This is a genomic window from Sulfitobacter dubius (assembly GCF_900113435.1).
In the GTDB taxonomy this organism is placed as follows: domain Bacteria; phylum Pseudomonadota; class Alphaproteobacteria; order Rhodobacterales; family Rhodobacteraceae; genus Sulfitobacter; species Sulfitobacter dubius.
The window spans coordinates 481283-498000 of record NZ_FOPG01000001.1; the positions used below are offsets into that span (position 1 = coordinate 481283).

Here is a 16718-nt window from a genome sequence, read left to right on the forward strand (position 1 = left end):
CATAGGTGACGTGACATGATACAAACCCCCGTTCTGCCGGAAAGTCTGGCCGGTGACGCGACCTTCGCGATCCTCTCGGCAGGGCAAGCGCCGGGCCCAACGGTTGCCAAACGCGCGGCTGGTCTGGGGGCCGAAGTCGTGGCGATGGACCGCGACCCCGCCGTCCTGGCACGGCTGATGAGCCAGTCGCCCGCACGGGTCGAAGGGCTGGCGCTTGCCGGGGATCTGGTCAGCCGGTTCGAGCCGCTTTACCGCAACTGGGGCGGCACGCCGCTGCATTTGGTGTTGAACCTGATGCCGCTGGACCCAGACGATTGCGCCCAAGGCATTGACGCGCAGATCCGGGGGCTTTCTGCGCTGGTGCGGGCTTTGGGCCGGGGTTTGGTGGCCGGGCAGGGGTCCGTTGTAACCGTTCTGCCGCGGCCGAGCCAGCCGCTTGCACTTGCCGGATATGGGATGATCGGCGCTTTTGAGGCCGCCAATGCCGCGCTCGATAAGGTCTTTGGCGCGCGGGGGCTGCATTTTCATCTGATAACCGTGCCCGAGGGGCAGGCCGAATTGGCCGCAGACACCGCGCTGTACCTTGGGTCCGAAGCTAGCCGACAGCTCCGAAGTGGGCGTTTGGACCTCGGCTGACAACGCCGCTTCAAACGCCACTCCCTCACATGGGCCATCGCGGCCCGCCGCTTCATTGACTGCACCCCCGCACATGATAAACGGGCGGGGAACAAGGATACCCGACATGAACCTATTTGCCGAAATTCGCCATCTCATCATTGCGACACTGGAACAGATGGTCGCGCAGGATGCTCTGCCTGCGACCCTGAACTTTGACCCGATCACCGCCGAGCCGCCGCGTGACCCCGCGCATGGCGACATGGCGACCAACGCCGCGATGGTGCTGGCCAAGCCCGCAGGCATGAAGCCGCGCGACATCGCCGAAGCATTGGCCGCGCAATTGCAAAACGATCCGCGCATCACCTCTGCCGAAGTGGCCGGTCCGGGCTTTATCAACCTCCGCCTTGCGCCTTCGGTCTGGCAGAATGTGGCACGGCAGGTGCTCAGCCAAGGCACCGACTTTGGCCGCGCGATCCTTGGCGCCGGCCAACGGGTGAACGTCGAATATGTCTCGGCCAACCCAACCGGCCCGCTGCACGTGGGCCACACCCGTGGTGCGGTCTTTGGCGACGCGCTGGCAAGCTTGCTGGATTTCGCAGGCTACGACGTGACACGAGAATACTATATCAACGACGGTGGCGCGCAGGTCGATGTGCTCGCACGGTCCGTGTATCTGCGCTACCTCGAAGCCAATGGCAAAGAGGTGGCCTTCCCCGATGGCACATACCCCGGGGACTACCTGATCCCGCTGGGCGAGGCGCTGGCGAAAATGTATGGCGACAAGCTGGTCGACCAGCCTGAAAGCGAGTGGCTCGATCATATCCGTGAGTTCGCGACCGACGCGATGATGAACTTGATCCGTGAGGATCTGGCGGCCCTCGGCGTTGAGATGGACGTCTTCTACAGCGAGAAATCCCTCTACGGCACCGGCCAGATCGAAGCGGCGATTGCTTCGCTCGAAGCCAAAGGGCTAATCTACGAAGGTGTGCTGGAGCCGCCAAAAGGCAAGAAGCCCGAAGATTGGGAGCCGCGCGAACAGACGTTGTTCAAATCCACCGAACACGGCGATGACGTGGACCGCCCCGTCAAGAAATCCGACGGCTCGTGGACCTATTTCGCCCCTGACATCGCCTATCACTACGACAAGGTCAGCCGCGACTTTGACATGCTGATCGACGTCTTCGGCGCGGACCATGGCGGCTATGTCAAACGGATGAAAGCGGCGGTGTCGGCATTGAGCGATGGTCATGTGCCGCTCGACATCAAGCTGACGCAACTGGTGAAACTCTATAAAAACGGCGAGCCGTTTAAGATGTCCAAACGGGCAGGGACTTTTGTGACCCTGCGCGATGTGGTCGATCAGGTTGGGCCGGACGTTACGCGCTTTGTCATGCTGACGCGCAAAAACGACGCGATGCTCGATTTCGACTTCGACAAGGTGCTGGAGCAAAGCCGCGAGAATCCGGTGTTCTATGTGCAATACGCCCATGCGCGGGTGGCATCGATCCTGCGCAAAGCCCAAGAGGCCGGGGTCGAGGTTGCCGATGCCACGCTGATGGATGCGGATCTGACCAAGCTGGATCATGATGCAGAACTTGGCCTGCTGCGCAAACTGGCCGAATGGCCGCGTCTGGTCGAAACCGCCGCGCGCAGCAACGAGCCGCACCGGGTGGCCTTCTACCTCTATGAACTCGCGTCCGATTTCCACAGCCTTTACCACTTGGGCCGTTCCGAAGACGGGCTGCGTGCGTTGCAAGAAGGGGACGCTGCCACATCGCAGGCAAAAATCGCCCTGTCGCGTGCCGTTGCGATTGTAATCGCGGCGGGTCTTGGTATTCTTGGCGTCACACCGGCACAAGAGATGCGATAACCGCACCAGCGCGCCGAAAACAGGCAACCCCAAGATAGACCCACGTGGCGATGTATCACGTCGGGCAAAGAGGCAGAGATGGCAGATTTCACGTCTTCCCCGACGACTGCGGGCTATGCGCCCGATTCCGCGCATGGATACGCAGTGGGCACCGCGCCCAAGACACTGACAACGCTCACCAATATCGCTGGCGCCGTGGTTTCACTGGCGCTGGTCGCAGGAATTGGCGTTTGGGGCTACAAACTGTTGGTGCGTGATGTGACGGGCATTCCCGTGGTCCGCGCCGTCCAAGGTGAAATGCGTGTGCGCCCCGAAGAACCCGGCGGAGAATTGGCCCGGCATCAGGGGTTGTCGGTCAACGTAGTGGCCGCCGAAGGCAACGCCGGACGCCCGGCCGATCAGCTGCGCCTCGCGCCCCGCCAGATCGAATTGCAGGACGAAGACCAGCCCGTTCAAGTGGCGATGGTTGCCGGAAAGCCACAAGGCGAGGCGACCAAAGCCGTGGCTCAAAGTGACGACGGTAATCTGATCGACGCCTCTGCCGCGATCCGCTCAGGCAACGTCCAAGACCTTGTTGCTCAGTTGACCAATGGTGTGGCCCCATTGAGCGGTGAGGCGGCGGCCGACGCGGTCGATACTGCCGTCGCCATGGCGCTGGCCGATACATCGGCGCAGCCTAAGGTGGTCAAAGCCGTGCTGAACGCACCCGGCGTACGCAATTCGCTGCGCCCCCGCCGTCGCCCCGCAGGTGGTGCCGTGGTGACGCCCGCATCGGTCCAAAGCAATCCGGTCAAAGCCGCCACGCAAGAGGTCGATCCCGCGGCCCTTCCCGCAGGCACCCGCATGGCGCAGCTTGGTGCATTCGACAGCCCAGAGGTTGCCCGCGAACAGTGGGATCGTCTTCAGGGCCGCTTCGGCGCCTACCTTGAAGGTAAAAACCGCGTTGTTCAAAAGGCGACCAGCGGTGGCCGGGTGTTCTTCCGCCTGCGCGCCATGGGTTTTGACGATATCGCCGATGCACGGCGCTTCTGTTCGGCTCTCGTGGCTGAAAACGCGGATTGTATCCCGGTGGTGATGCGCTGATGCGCCCCTTCGGGGCCACGATCCTCGACGCCACGGGCGTTCGGCTCAGCGTCGAGGAAAAGGCGTTCTTTCGGGACGTGCGGCCCTTTGGCTTTATTCTTTTTTCTCGCAACATCGACAGCCCCGACCAAGTTCGCGCGCTTTGTGAGGAGATGCGTGAGGCGGCGGGCCATGAGGCGGTAATCACCATCGACCAAGAGGGCGGCCGCGTGCAGCGCATGCGTGCCCCGGAGTGGCGCGATTGGATGCCGCCGATGGACCTCGCCGCCCGCGCGGGGGATCAAGCCCGCCAAGCCTTTTATCTGATGTACCGGATCATAGCCCATGAGCTGCACAGCGTCGGCATCGACAGCAACTGCGCGCCGCTGATCGATGTGGCGGGGCCCAAGACGCATCAGTTTTTGCGCAACCGCTGCTACGGCGAGACGCCGGGGCAGGTGGCCGAGATTGGCCGGATCGTGGCCGATGCACTGCTGGCGGGGGGCGTCTTGCCGGTGATGAAACATATGCCCGGTCATGGCCGCGCCACGCTCGACAGCCACCACAATTTGCCGCATGTCGATGCCCGTCGGATTGATCTGGAGGCGGTCGATTTTGCGCCGTTCCGCAGCCTGCGTGATCTGCCCATGGGGATGACAGCCCATCTGGTCTATGACGCGTTGGATGATAGCCCGGCGACCCTGTCCGCTAAGGTCATGCGCATCATCCGTGAGGATATTGGCTTCGATAACCTTGTGATGACAGACGACATCTCGATGAAAGCGCTGCAAATGACCCCGGCGGAGAGCACCCGCGCCGCCATCGCGGCGGGTTGTGACGTGGCCCTTTTCTGTAATGGCCCGCTAGAAGACCGCCGCGCCGTGGCCGAAGCCGCAGGCGAAATGACCCCCGCCGCCCAGACCCGCGCCCTGCGGGCCAAGGATGCGCGGCAAACCCCCGACGACGTTGACATCGACGCCCTCAGCGCCCAGCTTGAGACGCTTCTGGGCGGGGCATTGCATGGCTGACACGACATTTCAGGAAGACCGGGGCGGGGCTGGCGGCTCCGTGGCCGACCGGCTGGCTGCCGAGGCGTTCATCATTGATGTTGAGGGCTATGAAGGGCCGCTCGACCTGCTGCTGTCTCTGAGCCGCACCCAAAAGGTCGACCTGCGCAAAGTCTCGGTGCTGCAACTGGCCCGGCAGTATCTGGCTTTTGTTGAGCGGGCCAAGGAATTGCGGCTTGAACTGGCGGCAGACTACCTTGTGATGGCGGCATGGCTGGCCTTCCTCAAGTCGCGCCTGCTGCTGCCCCCGGACCCGACCGAGGAAGGCCCTTCAGGCGAAGAGATGGCCGCGCATCTGGCGTTCCAACTGGAACGTCTCCAAGCCATGCGCGACGCTGCCGCACGCCTCATGGCCCGCGATCAGCTTGGCCGCGATTTCTTTGCCCGTGGCCAGACACATGAGATTACCCGCGTCAAAAAGGTGACCTATACCGCGACCTTGCTGGACCTTATGCAAGGCTATGCGCGCACCCGCACGCGCGATGAATTCCGCCCCTTCGTGATGGACCGCGACAAGGTCTTCACCATGGAAGAAGCGCTGGAACGGATGCGCGGGCTGATTGACTATGCGGGCGATTGGGGCGATCTGAACAGCTATCTGCCCGAAGGTTGGGAGAGCGATCCTGAGCGGCGACGCTCTGCCACGGCAGCGACCTTTGCGGCCTCCCTGCAACTTGTCAAAGAGGGGCATATGGAGATCCGGCAAAAAGAGATTTTCGCCCCCATCCAACTGCGCAAGAAGGATTGATGCGTGTCGGAAGACGTTGAAACAAAAGAAAAGAAGCTGTTCGACGCGCCCTCGCTGGCCGAACAGGAACGTATGATCGAAGCCGTGCTTTTTGCCAGTTCCGAGCCGATCACCTTACGTGAACTCGAAGCGCGCCTACCGCGCGGTTCGGACGTGGGCGAGGCGATGGCTTTCCTGCGCCACCGCTATCAAGGGCGCGGCGTGCAGGTGATGAAAGTCGGCGACGCCTATGCTTTTCGCACCGCGCCTGACCTTGGCTTTTTGATGCATCGGGAAACGGTCGAGACCCGCAAACTCAGCCGCGCCGCGATCGAGACCCTGGCGATCATTGCCTATCACCAGCCCGTCACCCGCGCAGAGATCGAAGAGATTCGGGGCGTCGCGGTCTCTCGTGGGACGGTCGATCAACTGCTAGAGATGGAGTGGATCCGCTTTGGCCGCCGCAAGATGACACCGGGCCGTCCGGTGACCTTTGTGGTGACGCAAGAGTTTCTCGATCACTTCGGTCTGGAAAGCGCGCGAGATCTGCCGGGGCTGAAAGAGCTGCGCTCTGCCGGGCTGTTGGAGAACCGCCCGCCTGCCGGTCTGCTGCCCACCGTGGGCGATGGCGAAGACGAACCGGAGACCACCGAAGGCCAGAGCGAGCTGTTCGAAGATTGATGAGCGTGGGGCTGGATTCCGGCCCCGCGCGCCTAGATAAAACGGGCTGATCCGAATGAGAGGGCCGATGAAACCGATCGTTAACATGGTCATACGTCACCTCATGCGCCGCCTGCTGTCGTGCGATGTAGGTGCTGGTGCGCGACGTACCAACAAACGCGGGGCCCGCAAGGGTGGCGCATTTAACGCAGGCGCTGCGCAGCAGGGCATTCGGATGCTGCGGCGTTTCTTACGATCAAGGTAAGCCTTCGCGCCATCAGGCGGAGCGGAAGTGCTTCGACAGTTTCAGACCCTGACCTTGGTAATTCGATGCGATGTCAGCCCCGTAAAGCTGGTTGGGGATCTGGGCCATATGCTCATAGACCAAGCGACCCACAACCTGACCATGCTCCAGCACGAAAGGTGCCTCATGGCAGCGCACTTCCAGCACCCCGCGTGAACCTGCACCGCCCGCCTCGGCATGGCCAAAGCCGGGATCGAAGAAGCCCGCGTAATGCACACGGAATTCACCTACCATTGCTAAATAGGGCGCCATTTCAGCGGCATAGGCGGGAGGGATTGTCACGGCCTCGCGGCTGACGAGGATGTAGAAAGCACCGGGATCAAGGATGATCTGGCCATTGGTGCTGTGCACCTCTTCCCAGTAATCCGCCGGTGCGTAATGGCCGATTTTTTCCAGATCAATCACCCCGGTATGCGGCTTGGCGCGATAACCGACAAGGCTGGTGCCGGGCAGGCGCAGATCGACGGAAAAGCCCAAGCCTTCGTCGATCACGGCTGTGCCATCTACCAAGGGGGTTTTATCATGCAGCGTGCGCAAGGCGTCATCATCCAGCGTCGCGTCGCCGCTGCCGAAGCGGATCTGGTTCAACCGCATGCCGGGGCGCACAAGCACGGAAAAGGAGCGGGGACAGATCTCGGCATAGAGCGGGCCGGTATAGCCCGGCGCGATCCGGTCAAACTCGGTCCCGCCGTCTGTGATGGTGCGTGTTAAAAGATCGAGCCGCCCGGTGGAGCTTTTGGCATTAGCGACCGCAGAGACATTTTCAGACAGCGCGAGTGTTTCCATCAAAGGCACGACATAGACGCAGCCTTTTTCCAACACGGCCCCATCGCTAAGGTCCACGCGGTGCATCTCGAACTCTGCCAGACGATCCGCGACCTTGGCCCCTTGCCCGGCAAGGAAGGATGCCCGTACGCGATAGGCGACGTTGCCGAGGCGTAGATCGAGGCTGGCAGGCTGGATCTGGGCAGCGGTGACCGCCGGGTCAGCGGCAATGGCACCGTTTTCGATCATCGCTGAAATCTGCTGGTTGGGGAGCACCCCGTTCATCGCATTGGGCATCAAGCGGGGCCTTTCAAATGACAAACGCCCGCGCGTTACCGGCGCGGGCGTGTTGTTGTAGTCGGTTGGTCGGGCTAGCAGGACTCGAACCTGCGACCTTCCGTCCCCCAGACGGACGCGCTACCAGGCTGCGCCATAGCCCGACTACGTGGGCTTCATACCCGATCTCGCAGGGGGTGCAAGAGGGAATTGCCGATCTTTTCATTGCGATCAGTAATTACTTTCAAAGCCTGGTTCAGCGGCCATCCGCGCGCGCAACTCTTCCAGATCCAGCAGCAGACCGGCCACGAGCGGCTGCACATCGCGGGGCAGGTAATGCACACGGCTCGCCACACTCAACAGACCCGGACGGGCTGGAAATTCAGCCTCGGGGGTGAAGTCCGGCAGGTCGATGATCGCGGGTCTGGGCGTATCGTCGAACTCTTCGATTTCTGGCTCAGAGGGCGCGTCATCTGCAGGGGATACAGGTTCCGCATCGGTCGGCGCATCGGGTTCTGACGCGAGGGGGCGTTTTAAGAAGTCGGGCAGACTGGGATCTGCGGCGGTCTGCGGCTCGGGCTCGGCTGGGTTCACCTCAACTTCGGGGCCAGGGGTGTGATCCGGCTCCGGCGCGTCGGGTGTGGCTCTGTCCGACGGAGCCAGCGGATCAGGCGTTGCGCGCGGGTGATCGTCGGCAGGCGGCACAGGAGAGGGGGGCAGGGACTTTGTGGGGGTGACCTGCGACGCACTTGGTGGTGTGGTAGCAGGCGAAGCGGCGGGCGTATTGTCAGTCGATTCCGCACCTGCAGTTTGCTTATCCAAACCAGAGTCGTCCGGCGCTTCTGCCTTCGTGCTGCCAAAGTTCAAAACCACCCCGGTTTCCGGGCGGATGATGTCCGGTTTGGGGGCGGGCCGCGGCTCCATAAAGTCCAGCTCATCCAGCGATGCAGAGAGAGAGGACACATGAGTCATCCCTTCTTCGCGCAGGATCTTTTGCACGCCTTTGATGGTCAGCCCATCATCATGGAGAAGCTTTTTGATCCCCCCCAACAGCAGCATATCCGCCGGACGGTAATAACGCCGTCCGCCAGCCCGTTTGATGGGCTTCACCTGCGTGAACTTGCTCTCCCAGAACCGCAGAACATGGGCCTGAATACCGAGCCAGTCAGCGACTTCGGAGATGGTGCGAAAAGCGTCCGGCGATTTGACCATGGGTCAGGACTTGTTGCCTTCGGCAACGCGGTCTTTCATCAGATGCGAAGGGCGGAAGGTCAGCACACGGCGCGGGTTGATCGGAACCTCTTCGCCAGTCTTCGGATTGCGCCCCACGCGGGCGGTCTTGTCGCGCACCGAGAATGTGCCGAAGGAAGAGATTTTAACCTGTTCCCCGTCGACCAAAGCGTCGGACATATGCTCAAGCACTGCTTCGACCAGTTGAGCGCTCTCATTACGAGAAAGACCGACTTCACGAAATACAGCTTCACTTAAATCCATGCGCGTCAATGTCTTGTTCGGCATTATATCCCCCATGCTTTTCAATAGCATATGCTGCTGCGATTTTTAGAGTCAACATCAATGCCCGGATCGCGGGCATTTGAGCGGAGATTTTCTGCGTTAGCTCAGTAGCTTACCAGCGCAGGACGACAGAACCCCACGCCAGACCACCGCCAATAGCTTCGGTAACGATCAGGTCGCCTTGTTTGATTTGGCCCCGCTCACGCCCGACGGACAGCGCCAACGGGATCGAAGCCGCCGAGGTGTTGCCGTGGTCTTGAACGGTAACAACCACACGCTCCATCGGCAGGTTCAGCTTTTTCGCTGTGCCCTGAATGATGCGGATATTGGCCTGATGCGGCACGATCCAGTCAACATCTTCGGCAGCGACACCGGCCCGCTCCATCGAAGTATTCGCCGTCGCCGCCAGTTTTTCAACCGCGTGGCGGAAGACCTGATTGCCTTGCATGCGCAGATAGCCGGTGGTGCCCGTGGATACTCCGCCATCGACATAGAGCAGGTCGCGGTAACGGCCATCTGAGTTTAGATCGGTCGCAAGAATGCCGCGATCCTCAGGGCTGTCGGTGCCATCCTGTGCTTCGAGCAGCAGCGCACCTGCGCCATCACCGAAAAGTACGCAGGTCGAACGATCCGTCCAATCCATGATGCGGCTAAAGGTTTCTGCTCCGATTACCAACACGCGACGGGCTTGGCCCGACACGATCAGTGCGTTGGCATTGGCAAGCGCATAGACGAACCCCGCGCAAACCGCTTGCACGTCAAAGGCAAAGCCACTGGTCATACCCAATTCGGCCTGCACCATCGTTGCGGCAGAAGGGAAGGTAAGATCAGGCGTTGAGGTGGCGACGACAATCGCATCCACGTCGGATGCTTCGCGGCCCGCATCCTCAAGCGCCTTGCGTGCGGCTGCGCTGGCCATGGAGGATGTATTCTCGCCCTCAGCGGCGAAATGGCGGCGTTCGATGCCAGAGCGCGAGCGGATCCACTCGTCATTCGTGTCGAGGGTCGCTTCAAATTCGGCATTTTCCACGACACGGGCGGGCAGGTAGTGGCCACAGCCAGTGACAACGGCGCGCAGGCTCATTTGACGGACTCCTCGGCAGGCAGCGTCGCGGCGACGCGGGCGGCCAGCTTGTCATTGAATTTATTCTGCGACAACTGGGCCGCAAGTTTGATCGCCGCAGAGATGCCTGTGGCATCCGCTGAGCCGTGGGATTTCACAACCGTACCGTTCAGACCCAGAAAGACGCCCCCGTTTACACGGCGGGGATCAATCTTTTTGCTGAGGCGGCGCAGCGAGGTATAGGCCAGAAGCGACGCAAGCCGTGACATAGGCGAATATTTGAACGCTTCGCGCAGGCGGTTGCCGATCATGCTGGCGGTGCCTTCGCCGGTTTTGATCGCCACGTTTCCGGTGAACCCGTCTGTCACGATCACATCCGCGCGGTTACCCGAAATGTCGCCACCCTCAACAAAGCCTACAAATTCAAAGCCCGTGGCATCGCCTTGGGCGCGAATCAGATCATAGGCTTCTTTAAGCTCAGTGCGGCCTTTATGTTCTTCTGTACCGACATTCAGCAACCCAACACGCGGGCGCTCTAGGTCCATACCGTTGCGGGCATAGGAGGTGCCCATCAAGGCAAAGCGCAACAAATCATCGGCGTCGGCGCGCACATCGGCGCCTACGTCGAGCATCACGTTAAAGCCCTGAGGATTGGAAGACGGGTAGAGCACGGCAATCGCGGGGCGATTCACGCCCGGCAATTTCCGCAGCCGTATCATCGACATCGCCATCAGCGCGCCGGTGTTCCCGCATGAGACAGCCACGGCGGCTTCTCCGCTGCGCACGGACTCGATAGCGGACCACATGGAACTGGCCTTGCCGGTGCGTACAACTTGGCTGGGTTTGTCGTCCATCGTGACGACATCCGTTGCGTGGCGAACCTCGCAACGACCAGCCAAATCGCTGCGCTTGGCGATCAGCGGTTCAAGCTGGTCACGCGGACCATGCAAGATAAAACCGATATCGGGATTTGCTGTCGCAGAAAGCGCACACCCGGCAACAACTGCTGCCGGGCCTTCGTCACCCCCCATCGCGTCAACCGATATCAGGGTGTGTCCGGCTTTCGCGTTGGGGTGATCGGGCTGTGCCGTCATCGGTGCGAATGCCTCACTGCCATTGAAAAAACCTTAGGAACAACGCGAGCTTAGGCTGCGTCGTCTTCCAGGTCTACTTCTTCGGTCAGGGCGACAACTTCGGTGTCGTCATAGTGGCCGCATGCGGCGCAGATGTGGTGTGGGCGCTTCAGCTCACCACAGTTCGAACATTCGTTCGGGTTCGCTGCTGTGAGCGAATCGTGTGCGCGGCGGTTGTTGCGGCGCGATTTGGATACTTTATTCTGTTGGACAGCCATGTCTGGTGCCTTTGCCTTCGGGGTTGCTGACCTGCATGAGGCATGCCGCAACCGTGTTTCAATTCGGACCCCGTTTCGGGCGTGACGACGCTTTAGGGCCGCAGCCGCGCAATGTCCAACCTTAATTGGGGTGAGGGCGGCAAAATAACGCGAATGCGCGGCGATGCAACCCGTAATTTTCGCGGTATTCCGCCTGTTTTATTAGGTTTCGTCTTTCTTTAGCGCGTCGCGCAGGGCCCCGAGTCCGGCAAAGGGGCGTGCATCTTCGTCGGTCATTGGCTTCTGGCCCGGTTCCGCATGGACCATCTGGCCCAGTTCAACATCGCCCTTGCGGGGGTATTCAGGCACTTCCAGTGCCAGCGCCTCGATCATGATCTGCGCGGGGTCGATCCATTGTCCCAGAGGTTCGGTCGTGTCATCTTCGGGCATTTCGACCTCTTCCTCATCGGGAAGTTCGAAATCATGGACAAAACGGCGGATGATATTGACGTCGATACGTGTGGTTACCGGCTCCAGCGTCACAACGCAGGGCTGAACCACTGTGGCGCCCAAGGTGCCCTCGAGTTGCCAGTCTTGCTTGCCCACAGGTTTGATGCTGCCCGAGAAGCTGAGTTTGCGCAGAGCGGATAGCTCCAATTCTTCAGCGATTTGCGATAATGCCTCCGCATCGGGGCGCAGCGCAAAGCCGTTTGGCTCCGTCTGAGACAGGTCAGCGACCCGTAGAGCGGTTGGCGTAGGTGATTTGCGCGACATGAGATATGACTTTCGTTTCTTGTACACTTGGGGTGCCTTAGTGTATGCGAAATAAAAGCCATAATCCGTCAGGGCAAGAGGGCAGACCAAATGCGCAATACGAAACAGACCGGCAAGACACGCTTCCGGATCGCAGGTATGGGCCTTGCGCTGCTTCTGACAGCCTGCAGCCCGCAGTATCAAAACCACGGTTATGTTCCGCCACAAGATCAGCTTGAGCAGATCGTCGTCGGCAGCGACACCAAAGAAACCGTCGCTCAAAAGATCGGTGTGCCCACCGCTTCGGGTGTTTTGAGCGATGATAGTTACTACTACGTTAAGATGCGCCAGCGCGCTTTGGGGTTCATGGCCCCGAAAGAGATCGACCGCGAAGTGGTCACCGTTAGCTTTAACGAAGCGGGCGTCGTGGCAAATGTCGAACGCTTCGGGCTAGAGCGCGGGCAAGTGGTGCCTTTGTCGCGCCGAGTGACGACATCGCCAGTGGCTGACAATACGTTCCTGCGTCAGCTTTTGGGCAACCTTGGCCGTTTTAGCCCGACGGCATTCGGCAGCTAAATCCATCCTTGAAAGCCCCGGCGGTCAACCGGCGGGGCAGGGCTGTAGGCAACCGAAGGCGACATCGCAGATGACCCAAGCGTCACCGGGCCGATATCTGACGCGCGAAGCCTTATCGTCAGTCGATATTACCCGCGCGCAGGTGCTGCGCGCCCGGTGCTTCCAGAGAGGCACCCAGCCCGACATCGATGCTTTCGATGCAGGCGCGCGACATTTTCTGGTAGAGGATCGTGCCAGTGGCACTTTGGTCTGTTGCTTTCGCCTGACCCTATTTCGCGGCGCGACCTTGGCGCGAAGCTATGCCGCACAGTTTTATGACCTTTCCAACTTAGAAAAGGTCGACGGCGCGCTGCTTGAACTGGGCCGCTTTTGCGTGCACCCCGACTGGCAAGATCCCGACATTCAGCGCCTCGCTTGGGGGCGGCTGGCACATGAGGTCGACCGCAACAATGTGACGCTTCTGTTTGGCTGCTCTTCCTTCACAGGAACCGACCCGACAGTGTACCGGGATGCCTTTGCCCGTTTGAAAGAACAGCATCTGGCCCCGGCAGAGTGGCGACCCGGACTCCAAGCCAATCAGTACTACCCTTTTGCCCGCGACACGCAAACTGTCGATTCCCGCCGCGCGCGCCAGCAGACCCCGCCGCTGCTGCGCAGCTATCTTGCCATGGGCGGCTGGGTCAGCGATCACGCGGTGATCGACCGGGAGATGAACACGCTGCATGTCTTTACCGGGCTCGAGATCGCGGCGATCCCGCCGAACCGCGCGCGGCTCCTGCGCGCCTTGGCCTAAAGCGCGCGAAAGCACGGCGCCCAACCTCAAGGGACATTGACCTTGCCCGCGCCGAGAGATAGCTGGCGGGCATGGCACGCGCACCCCTTTTACAACTCACCGACATTTCGCTGACCTTTGGCGGCGATCCTGTTTTCGAAGACCTTTCACTGGTGGTTCAGACCGGCGACCGGCTAGCTTTGGTTGGCCGCAATGGCTCGGGCAAATCCACGCTGATGAAGGTGATGGCCGGACTTGTCGAGCCGGACAGCGGGGCGGTCATTGCCGGTCCCGGCGTGTCGGTTGGTTATATGGAGCAGGAGCCGGATCTGTCGGGCTTCGAGACGCTTGGCGATTTCGCGGCGCATGGCCTTGATCCGGGCGAGATGTACAAAGTCGAGCGCGCGGGCGAGGGGCTGAAGTTCGATCCCGCACGCCCCGTCGCCACCGCTTCGGGCGGTGAACGCCGCCGCGCGGCGCTGGCGCGGCTGATGGCCGAAGAGCCAGAGCTGATGCTGCTGGACGAACCGACCAACCACCTCGACATCGAAGCCATCGCTTGGCTCGAATCCGAGCTAAAGGGCACCCGCACGGCCTTTGTCATCATCAGCCACGACCGCGCCTTCCTGCGCAATCTGACCCGCGCCACCCTCTGGATCGACCGCGGCGCCGTGCGCCGTCAGGAGATCGGTTTTGAGGGGTTTGAAGCATGGCGCGATCAGATCTGGGAAGAAGAGGACATGCAGCGCCACAAGCTTAACCGCAAGATCAAGGCCGAGGCGCGGTGGGCGGTTGAGGGCATCTCGGCCCGGCGCAAGCGCAACCAAGGCCGCGTGCGCGCCTTGCAAGACCTGCGGGCCGAACGCTCTGCCCAGATCACCCGTCAAGGCACCGCCGCGATGGCGCTGGAAGCCGGGCCAAAATCGGGCCGTAAGGTTATCGAGGCGACAGGCATAGCCAAAAAATTCGGCGACAAACAGATCCTGCGCGACTTCTCGATCACTGTGCAACGCGGCGACCGCATTGCGCTGGTGGGACCGAATGGGGTGGGCAAGACCACGCTGCTTAACATGATGATCGGGAAAGAGCAGCCCGACACCGGCGAAATCAAACTCGGCACCAATCTGGAACTCGCGCTTTTCGATCAGGCGCGTGCGCAGCTTGATGGCAATATGACGCTTTGGGAAAGCCTGACCGGCGATCCTGATATGCGCGTCTCTGGCAAGGCCGATCAGGTGCTGGTGCGCGGACAGCCGAAACATGTGGTGGGCTACCTGAAAGAGTTTCTCTTTGACGAAGCACAGGCCCGCGCGCCTGTCCGCTCGCTCTCAGGCGGGGAAAAGGCGCGGCTGTTGCTGGCCAAGATCATGGCGCGATCCTCGAACCTTTTGGTGCTCGACGAGCCGACCAACGATCTGGATGTCGAAACCCTCGACCTCATGCAGGAGCTTCTCAGCACCTATGACGGCACCGTGCTGCTGGTCAGCCACGACCGTGACTTCCTTGACCGCGTGGCCGCCACCACCATCGCCATGGAAGGCGACGGGCGTGCCACGGTCTATGCCGGCGGTTGGAGCGATTATCTGGCGCAGCGCGGGCAGGATGATTTTTCCGACAGCGTGGTAAAGTCTAAACCGGGCAAGGCCGAGCCGAAGGCGGAGAAAAAACAATCCACCTCGGGTCTGAGCTTTACCGAAAAGCACCGGCTCGAAGCGCTTCCGGGTGAGATCGAGCGCCTTGAGGCGGAGATCGGCAAGCTCGAAGAACTGCTCAGCGACGCGGAATTGTTTACGCGTGAACCGGTGAAGTTCCAGAAAGCCACCGATGCGCTGGTTCAGCGGCACGAAAAGCTCCAGAACGCTGAAGAAGAATGGATGGCGCTTGAAGAGAAGGCGCAGGGTTAATCAGCGGAGTCCTTCAGGGCGATCTGCGGCCGGTATCCATTGCGGAAAGCCGCGACGCTGCTGGGCGGGGTGAGCAGGGTGACACGGCCCCGAGGACGCGGTTGCGGCGGGCCGTAGCCTGAGGGCTGATAGGGGTGGAAAGCGTCGCCGAACAGCACCCCACTTTGGCCTGCGTGATCCAAGATAAAGGCCCCGTCCGGTAGATCGTGCACCTCCACGCCCGCTTGACGGCGCTGTTGAAAGACGCGCGGCACGGCTCGTTCGCTGTGCAACTGACGGTCAAGGGCCGCAGCAGGCCCCGACACATCGCAGCACGCCCGAAACCGCCGGTAATCCGCGGCGCGGCATTCCGCGCAGGGCCGGTGACCGGCAGCAAAGGCCACGGCCTCATCCAGAAAGAAAAGCTCGGTATAGTGACGCGGGGCCATCAACTGCCGCCGACGGCCCTTGAAGCTGAGCACACAGCACACCCAATTCTGTTGAGCCCAACGGCGTTTCGGGTGCAGGCCACTCTCGTCATGCAGGATACCGCGATTGCCCATGAACCCACCCCGCGCGGGGTGGGCGATGATCTCTCCATCGGGCTGGACGCGGTTCTGCAGCGGCATCAGCGCATCCGCAGCGCCCCATCAAGGCGGATAACCTCGCCGTTGAGATAGCCCATTTCAACGATGAACCCGGCCAACCGCCCGTATTCCGAAGGATCGCCAAGGCGCGGCGGGTTGGGGACATCCTTGGCCAGATCCGCTTGCACCTCTTCCGGCAGCCCCGCCAGCATCGGCGTTTTGAAGATGCCGGGCGCGATGGTCATCACGCGGATGCCGTCTTTGGCCAGGTCCCGCGCCATGGGCAGGGTCATGCCTACGATCCCGCCCTTGGACGCGGCATAGGCGGCTTGGCCCTTTTGCCCGTCGAAAGCGGCGATGGAGGCAGTGTTGATGATCACCCCGCGTGCGCCGTCGTCTTCGGGGCTGTTCTTGGCCATGGCCACCGCCGCCAGCCGTGCCACGTTGAAGCTGCCGACAAGGTTGATGTCGACCGTGCGCTGGAAGGCGTCCAATGGATGCGGGCCGTCGCGGCCTGTGGTCTTGATGCCAAGGGCGATCCCGGCGCAGTTCACCGCTGCTGTGATCCAGCCCATTTTATCGGCGGCGTAGTCTACCGCCGCCTGAACTGAGCTTTCATCCGTCACATCGGTCAGAATGAAATGGCCACCGATTTCCTTTGCAACAGATTCGCCACGTGCGGCGTCACGATCCAGCAGGGTGACCTGCGCACCTTGCGACGCGAAATAGCGCGCCGTGGCTTCGCCAAGCCCCGAGGCACCCCCGGTGATGATGGCGGCTGTGCTGTCTAGTTTCATGATGGCTCCCCCCGATATGAACGCTTGTTCAGTTCAACACGAAGTTCCGCCCCATGCAAGCCATGCTTGCCCGGACCGAGATGGAGAAGGAGC

18 protein-coding genes and 1 tRNA gene are annotated in these 16718 nt (G+C 61.3%); 9 read left to right on the forward strand and 10 right to left on the reverse strand.

Going from position 1 to position 16718, the window contains the following annotated elements:
- The first annotated feature begins 15 nt into the window (after positions 1–15).
- The 6 genes from BM229_RS02330 to scpB all read left to right on the forward strand — a co-directional run bounded on the left by BM229_RS02330 (position 16) and on the right by scpB (position 6025).
- Positions 16–636 carry a Rossmann-fold NAD(P)-binding domain-containing protein gene (locus BM229_RS02330; protein ID WP_093926085.1) on the forward strand — a complete coding sequence of 207 codons (621 nt, stop codon included), beginning with the start codon at positions 16–18 and terminating at the stop codon, positions 634–636.
- 106 nt (positions 637–742) lie between these two features.
- On the forward strand, positions 743–2488 hold the full coding sequence (gene argS / locus BM229_RS02335; protein WP_093926086.1) for an arginine--tRNA ligase: 1746 nt from the start codon (positions 743–745) through the stop codon (positions 2486–2488).
- 78 nt (positions 2489–2566) lie between these two features.
- The gene (locus BM229_RS02340) at positions 2567–3571 is read left to right on the forward strand and encodes an SPOR domain-containing protein (RefSeq protein WP_093926087.1); all 1005 of its coding nucleotides are present in this window, start codon (positions 2567–2569) and stop codon (positions 3569–3571) included.
- The gene (gene nagZ / locus BM229_RS02345) at positions 3571–4578 is read left to right on the forward strand and encodes a beta-N-acetylhexosaminidase (RefSeq protein ID WP_093926088.1); all 1008 of its coding nucleotides are present in this window, start codon (positions 3571–3573) and stop codon (positions 4576–4578) included. Before BM229_RS02340 ends, nagZ begins: the two co-directional genes overlap by 1 nt.
- Positions 4571–5365, forward strand: coding sequence for a segregation and condensation protein A (locus BM229_RS02350; protein WP_093926089.1), 795 nt, complete (start codon positions 4571–4573; stop codon positions 5363–5365). The genes nagZ and BM229_RS02350 overlap by 8 nt, the downstream gene beginning before the upstream one ends.
- Positions 5366–5368: 3 nt before the next feature.
- Positions 5369–6025, forward strand: a complete 657-nt coding sequence (scpB, locus tag BM229_RS02355) for an SMC-Scp complex subunit ScpB (protein WP_093926090.1) — start codon at positions 5369–5371, stop codon at positions 6023–6025.
- A 256-nt stretch (positions 6026–6281) separates the two neighbouring features.
- Here scpB and BM229_RS02360 read toward each other — a convergent pair whose 3' ends face one another.
- The 8 genes from BM229_RS02360 to BM229_RS02395 all read right to left on the reverse strand — a co-directional run bounded on the left by BM229_RS02360 (position 6282) and on the right by BM229_RS02395 (position 12031).
- Complete coding sequence (locus BM229_RS02360) at positions 6282–7358, reverse strand: 2'-deoxycytidine 5'-triphosphate deaminase (protein ID WP_093927184.1); 1077 nt, start codon at positions 7356–7358, stop codon at positions 6282–6284.
- Positions 7359–7436: 78 nt separating this feature from the next.
- A tRNA-Pro gene (locus BM229_RS02365) sits at positions 7437–7513 on the reverse strand.
- Positions 7514–7580: 67 nt separating this feature from the next.
- On the reverse strand, positions 7581–8561 hold the full coding sequence (locus BM229_RS18315) for a MerR family transcriptional regulator (RefSeq protein WP_244152092.1): 981 nt from the start codon (positions 8559–8561) through the stop codon (positions 7581–7583).
- Positions 8562–8564: 3 nt separating this feature from the next.
- Entirely contained in the window at positions 8565–8867 is a 303-nt protein-coding gene (ihfA, locus tag BM229_RS02375) for an integration host factor subunit alpha (protein ID WP_067265868.1), read from the reverse strand.
- 109 nt (positions 8868–8976) lie between these two features.
- Positions 8977–9948 carry a beta-ketoacyl-ACP synthase III gene (locus BM229_RS02380; RefSeq protein ID WP_093926091.1) on the reverse strand — a complete coding sequence of 324 codons (972 nt, stop codon included), beginning with the start codon at positions 9946–9948 and terminating at the stop codon, positions 8977–8979.
- Entirely contained in the window at positions 9945–11021 is a 1077-nt protein-coding gene (gene plsX, locus BM229_RS02385; protein ID WP_093926092.1) for a phosphate acyltransferase PlsX, read from the reverse strand. Before plsX ends, BM229_RS02380 begins: the two co-directional genes overlap by 4 nt.
- Before the next feature lie 50 nt (positions 11022–11071).
- Positions 11072–11278, reverse strand: a complete 207-nt coding sequence (rpmF, locus tag BM229_RS02390) for a 50S ribosomal protein L32 (RefSeq protein WP_093741388.1) — start codon at positions 11276–11278, stop codon at positions 11072–11074.
- Positions 11279–11479: 201 nt separating this feature from the next.
- Entirely contained in the window at positions 11480–12031 is a 552-nt protein-coding gene (locus BM229_RS02395) for a YceD family protein (protein ID WP_093926093.1), read from the reverse strand.
- Positions 12032–12121: 90 nt separating this feature from the next.
- Between BM229_RS02395 and BM229_RS02400 the strand changes: the two genes are divergently transcribed.
- From BM229_RS02400 to BM229_RS02410, 3 genes are all read left to right on the forward strand, one after another.
- A complete protein-coding gene (locus BM229_RS02400; RefSeq protein ID WP_093926094.1) occupies positions 12122–12586 on the forward strand; it encodes an outer membrane protein assembly factor BamE in 465 nt (154 codons plus the stop codon).
- Between the two features lie 70 nt (positions 12587–12656).
- Entirely contained in the window at positions 12657–13379 is a 723-nt protein-coding gene (locus BM229_RS02405; RefSeq protein WP_093926095.1) for a GNAT family N-acetyltransferase, read from the forward strand.
- A gap of 71 nt (positions 13380–13450) precedes the next feature.
- Positions 13451–15262, forward strand: coding sequence for an ABC-F family ATP-binding cassette domain-containing protein (locus BM229_RS02410; protein ID WP_093926096.1), 1812 nt, complete (start codon positions 13451–13453; stop codon positions 15260–15262).
- On the opposite strand, the gene BM229_RS02415 is transcribed toward BM229_RS02410, so the two are convergent.
- Positions 15259–15870 carry a hypothetical protein gene (locus tag BM229_RS02415; RefSeq protein WP_093926097.1) on the reverse strand — a complete coding sequence of 204 codons (612 nt, stop codon included), beginning with the start codon at positions 15868–15870 and terminating at the stop codon, positions 15259–15261. The two genes, BM229_RS02410 and BM229_RS02415, sit on opposite strands and share 4 nt — an antisense overlap.
- Positions 15870–16625, reverse strand: coding sequence for a 3-hydroxyacyl-CoA dehydrogenase (locus BM229_RS02420; protein ID WP_093926098.1), 756 nt, complete (start codon positions 16623–16625; stop codon positions 15870–15872). Before BM229_RS02420 ends, BM229_RS02415 begins: the two co-directional genes overlap by 1 nt.
- Positions 16626–16718: the final 93 nt, after the last annotated feature.

Bases quoted from the DNA above. Each gene is read 5' to 3' on its own strand.
- BM229_RS02350 (WP_093926089.1), top strand. From the start codon at position 4,571: ATGGCTGACACGACATTTCAGGAAGACCGGGGCGGGGCTGGCGGCTCC.
- plsX (WP_093926092.1), bottom strand. From the start codon at position 11,021: ATGACGGCACAGCCCGATCACCCCAACGCGAAAGCCGGACACACCCTG.
- argS (WP_093926086.1), top strand. From the start codon at position 743: ATGAACCTATTTGCCGAAATTCGCCATCTCATCATTGCGACACTGGAA.
- BM229_RS02360 (WP_093927184.1), bottom strand. From the start codon at position 7,358: ATGAACGGGGTGCTCCCCAACCAGCAGATTTCAGCGATGATCGAAAAC.
- BM229_RS18315 (WP_244152092.1), bottom strand. From the start codon at position 8,561: ATGGTCAAATCGCCGGACGCTTTTCGCACCATCTCCGAAGTCGCTGAC.
- BM229_RS02340 (WP_093926087.1), top strand. From the start codon at position 2,567: ATGGCAGATTTCACGTCTTCCCCGACGACTGCGGGCTATGCGCCCGAT.
- BM229_RS02330 (WP_093926085.1), top strand. From the start codon at position 16: ATGATACAAACCCCCGTTCTGCCGGAAAGTCTGGCCGGTGACGCGACC.
- BM229_RS02420 (WP_093926098.1), bottom strand. From the start codon at position 16,625: ATGAAACTAGACAGCACAGCCGCCATCATCACCGGGGGTGCCTCGGGG.
- rpmF (WP_093741388.1), bottom strand. From the start codon at position 11,278: ATGGCTGTCCAACAGAATAAAGTATCCAAATCGCGCCGCAACAACCGC.
- BM229_RS02405 (WP_093926095.1), top strand. From the start codon at position 12,657: ATGACCCAAGCGTCACCGGGCCGATATCTGACGCGCGAAGCCTTATCG.
- ihfA (WP_067265868.1), bottom strand. From the start codon at position 8,867: ATGCCGAACAAGACATTGACGCGCATGGATTTAAGTGAAGCTGTATTT.
- BM229_RS02380 (WP_093926091.1), bottom strand. From the start codon at position 9,948: ATGAGCCTGCGCGCCGTTGTCACTGGCTGTGGCCACTACCTGCCCGCC.
- nagZ (WP_093926088.1), top strand. From the start codon at position 3,571: ATGCGCCCCTTCGGGGCCACGATCCTCGACGCCACGGGCGTTCGGCTC.
- BM229_RS02395 (WP_093926093.1), bottom strand. From the start codon at position 12,031: ATGTCGCGCAAATCACCTACGCCAACCGCTCTACGGGTCGCTGACCTG.
- BM229_RS02415 (WP_093926097.1), bottom strand. From the start codon at position 15,870: ATGCCGCTGCAGAACCGCGTCCAGCCCGATGGAGAGATCATCGCCCAC.
- BM229_RS02410 (WP_093926096.1), top strand. From the start codon at position 13,451: ATGGCACGCGCACCCCTTTTACAACTCACCGACATTTCGCTGACCTTT.
- BM229_RS02400 (WP_093926094.1), top strand. From the start codon at position 12,122: ATGCGCAATACGAAACAGACCGGCAAGACACGCTTCCGGATCGCAGGT.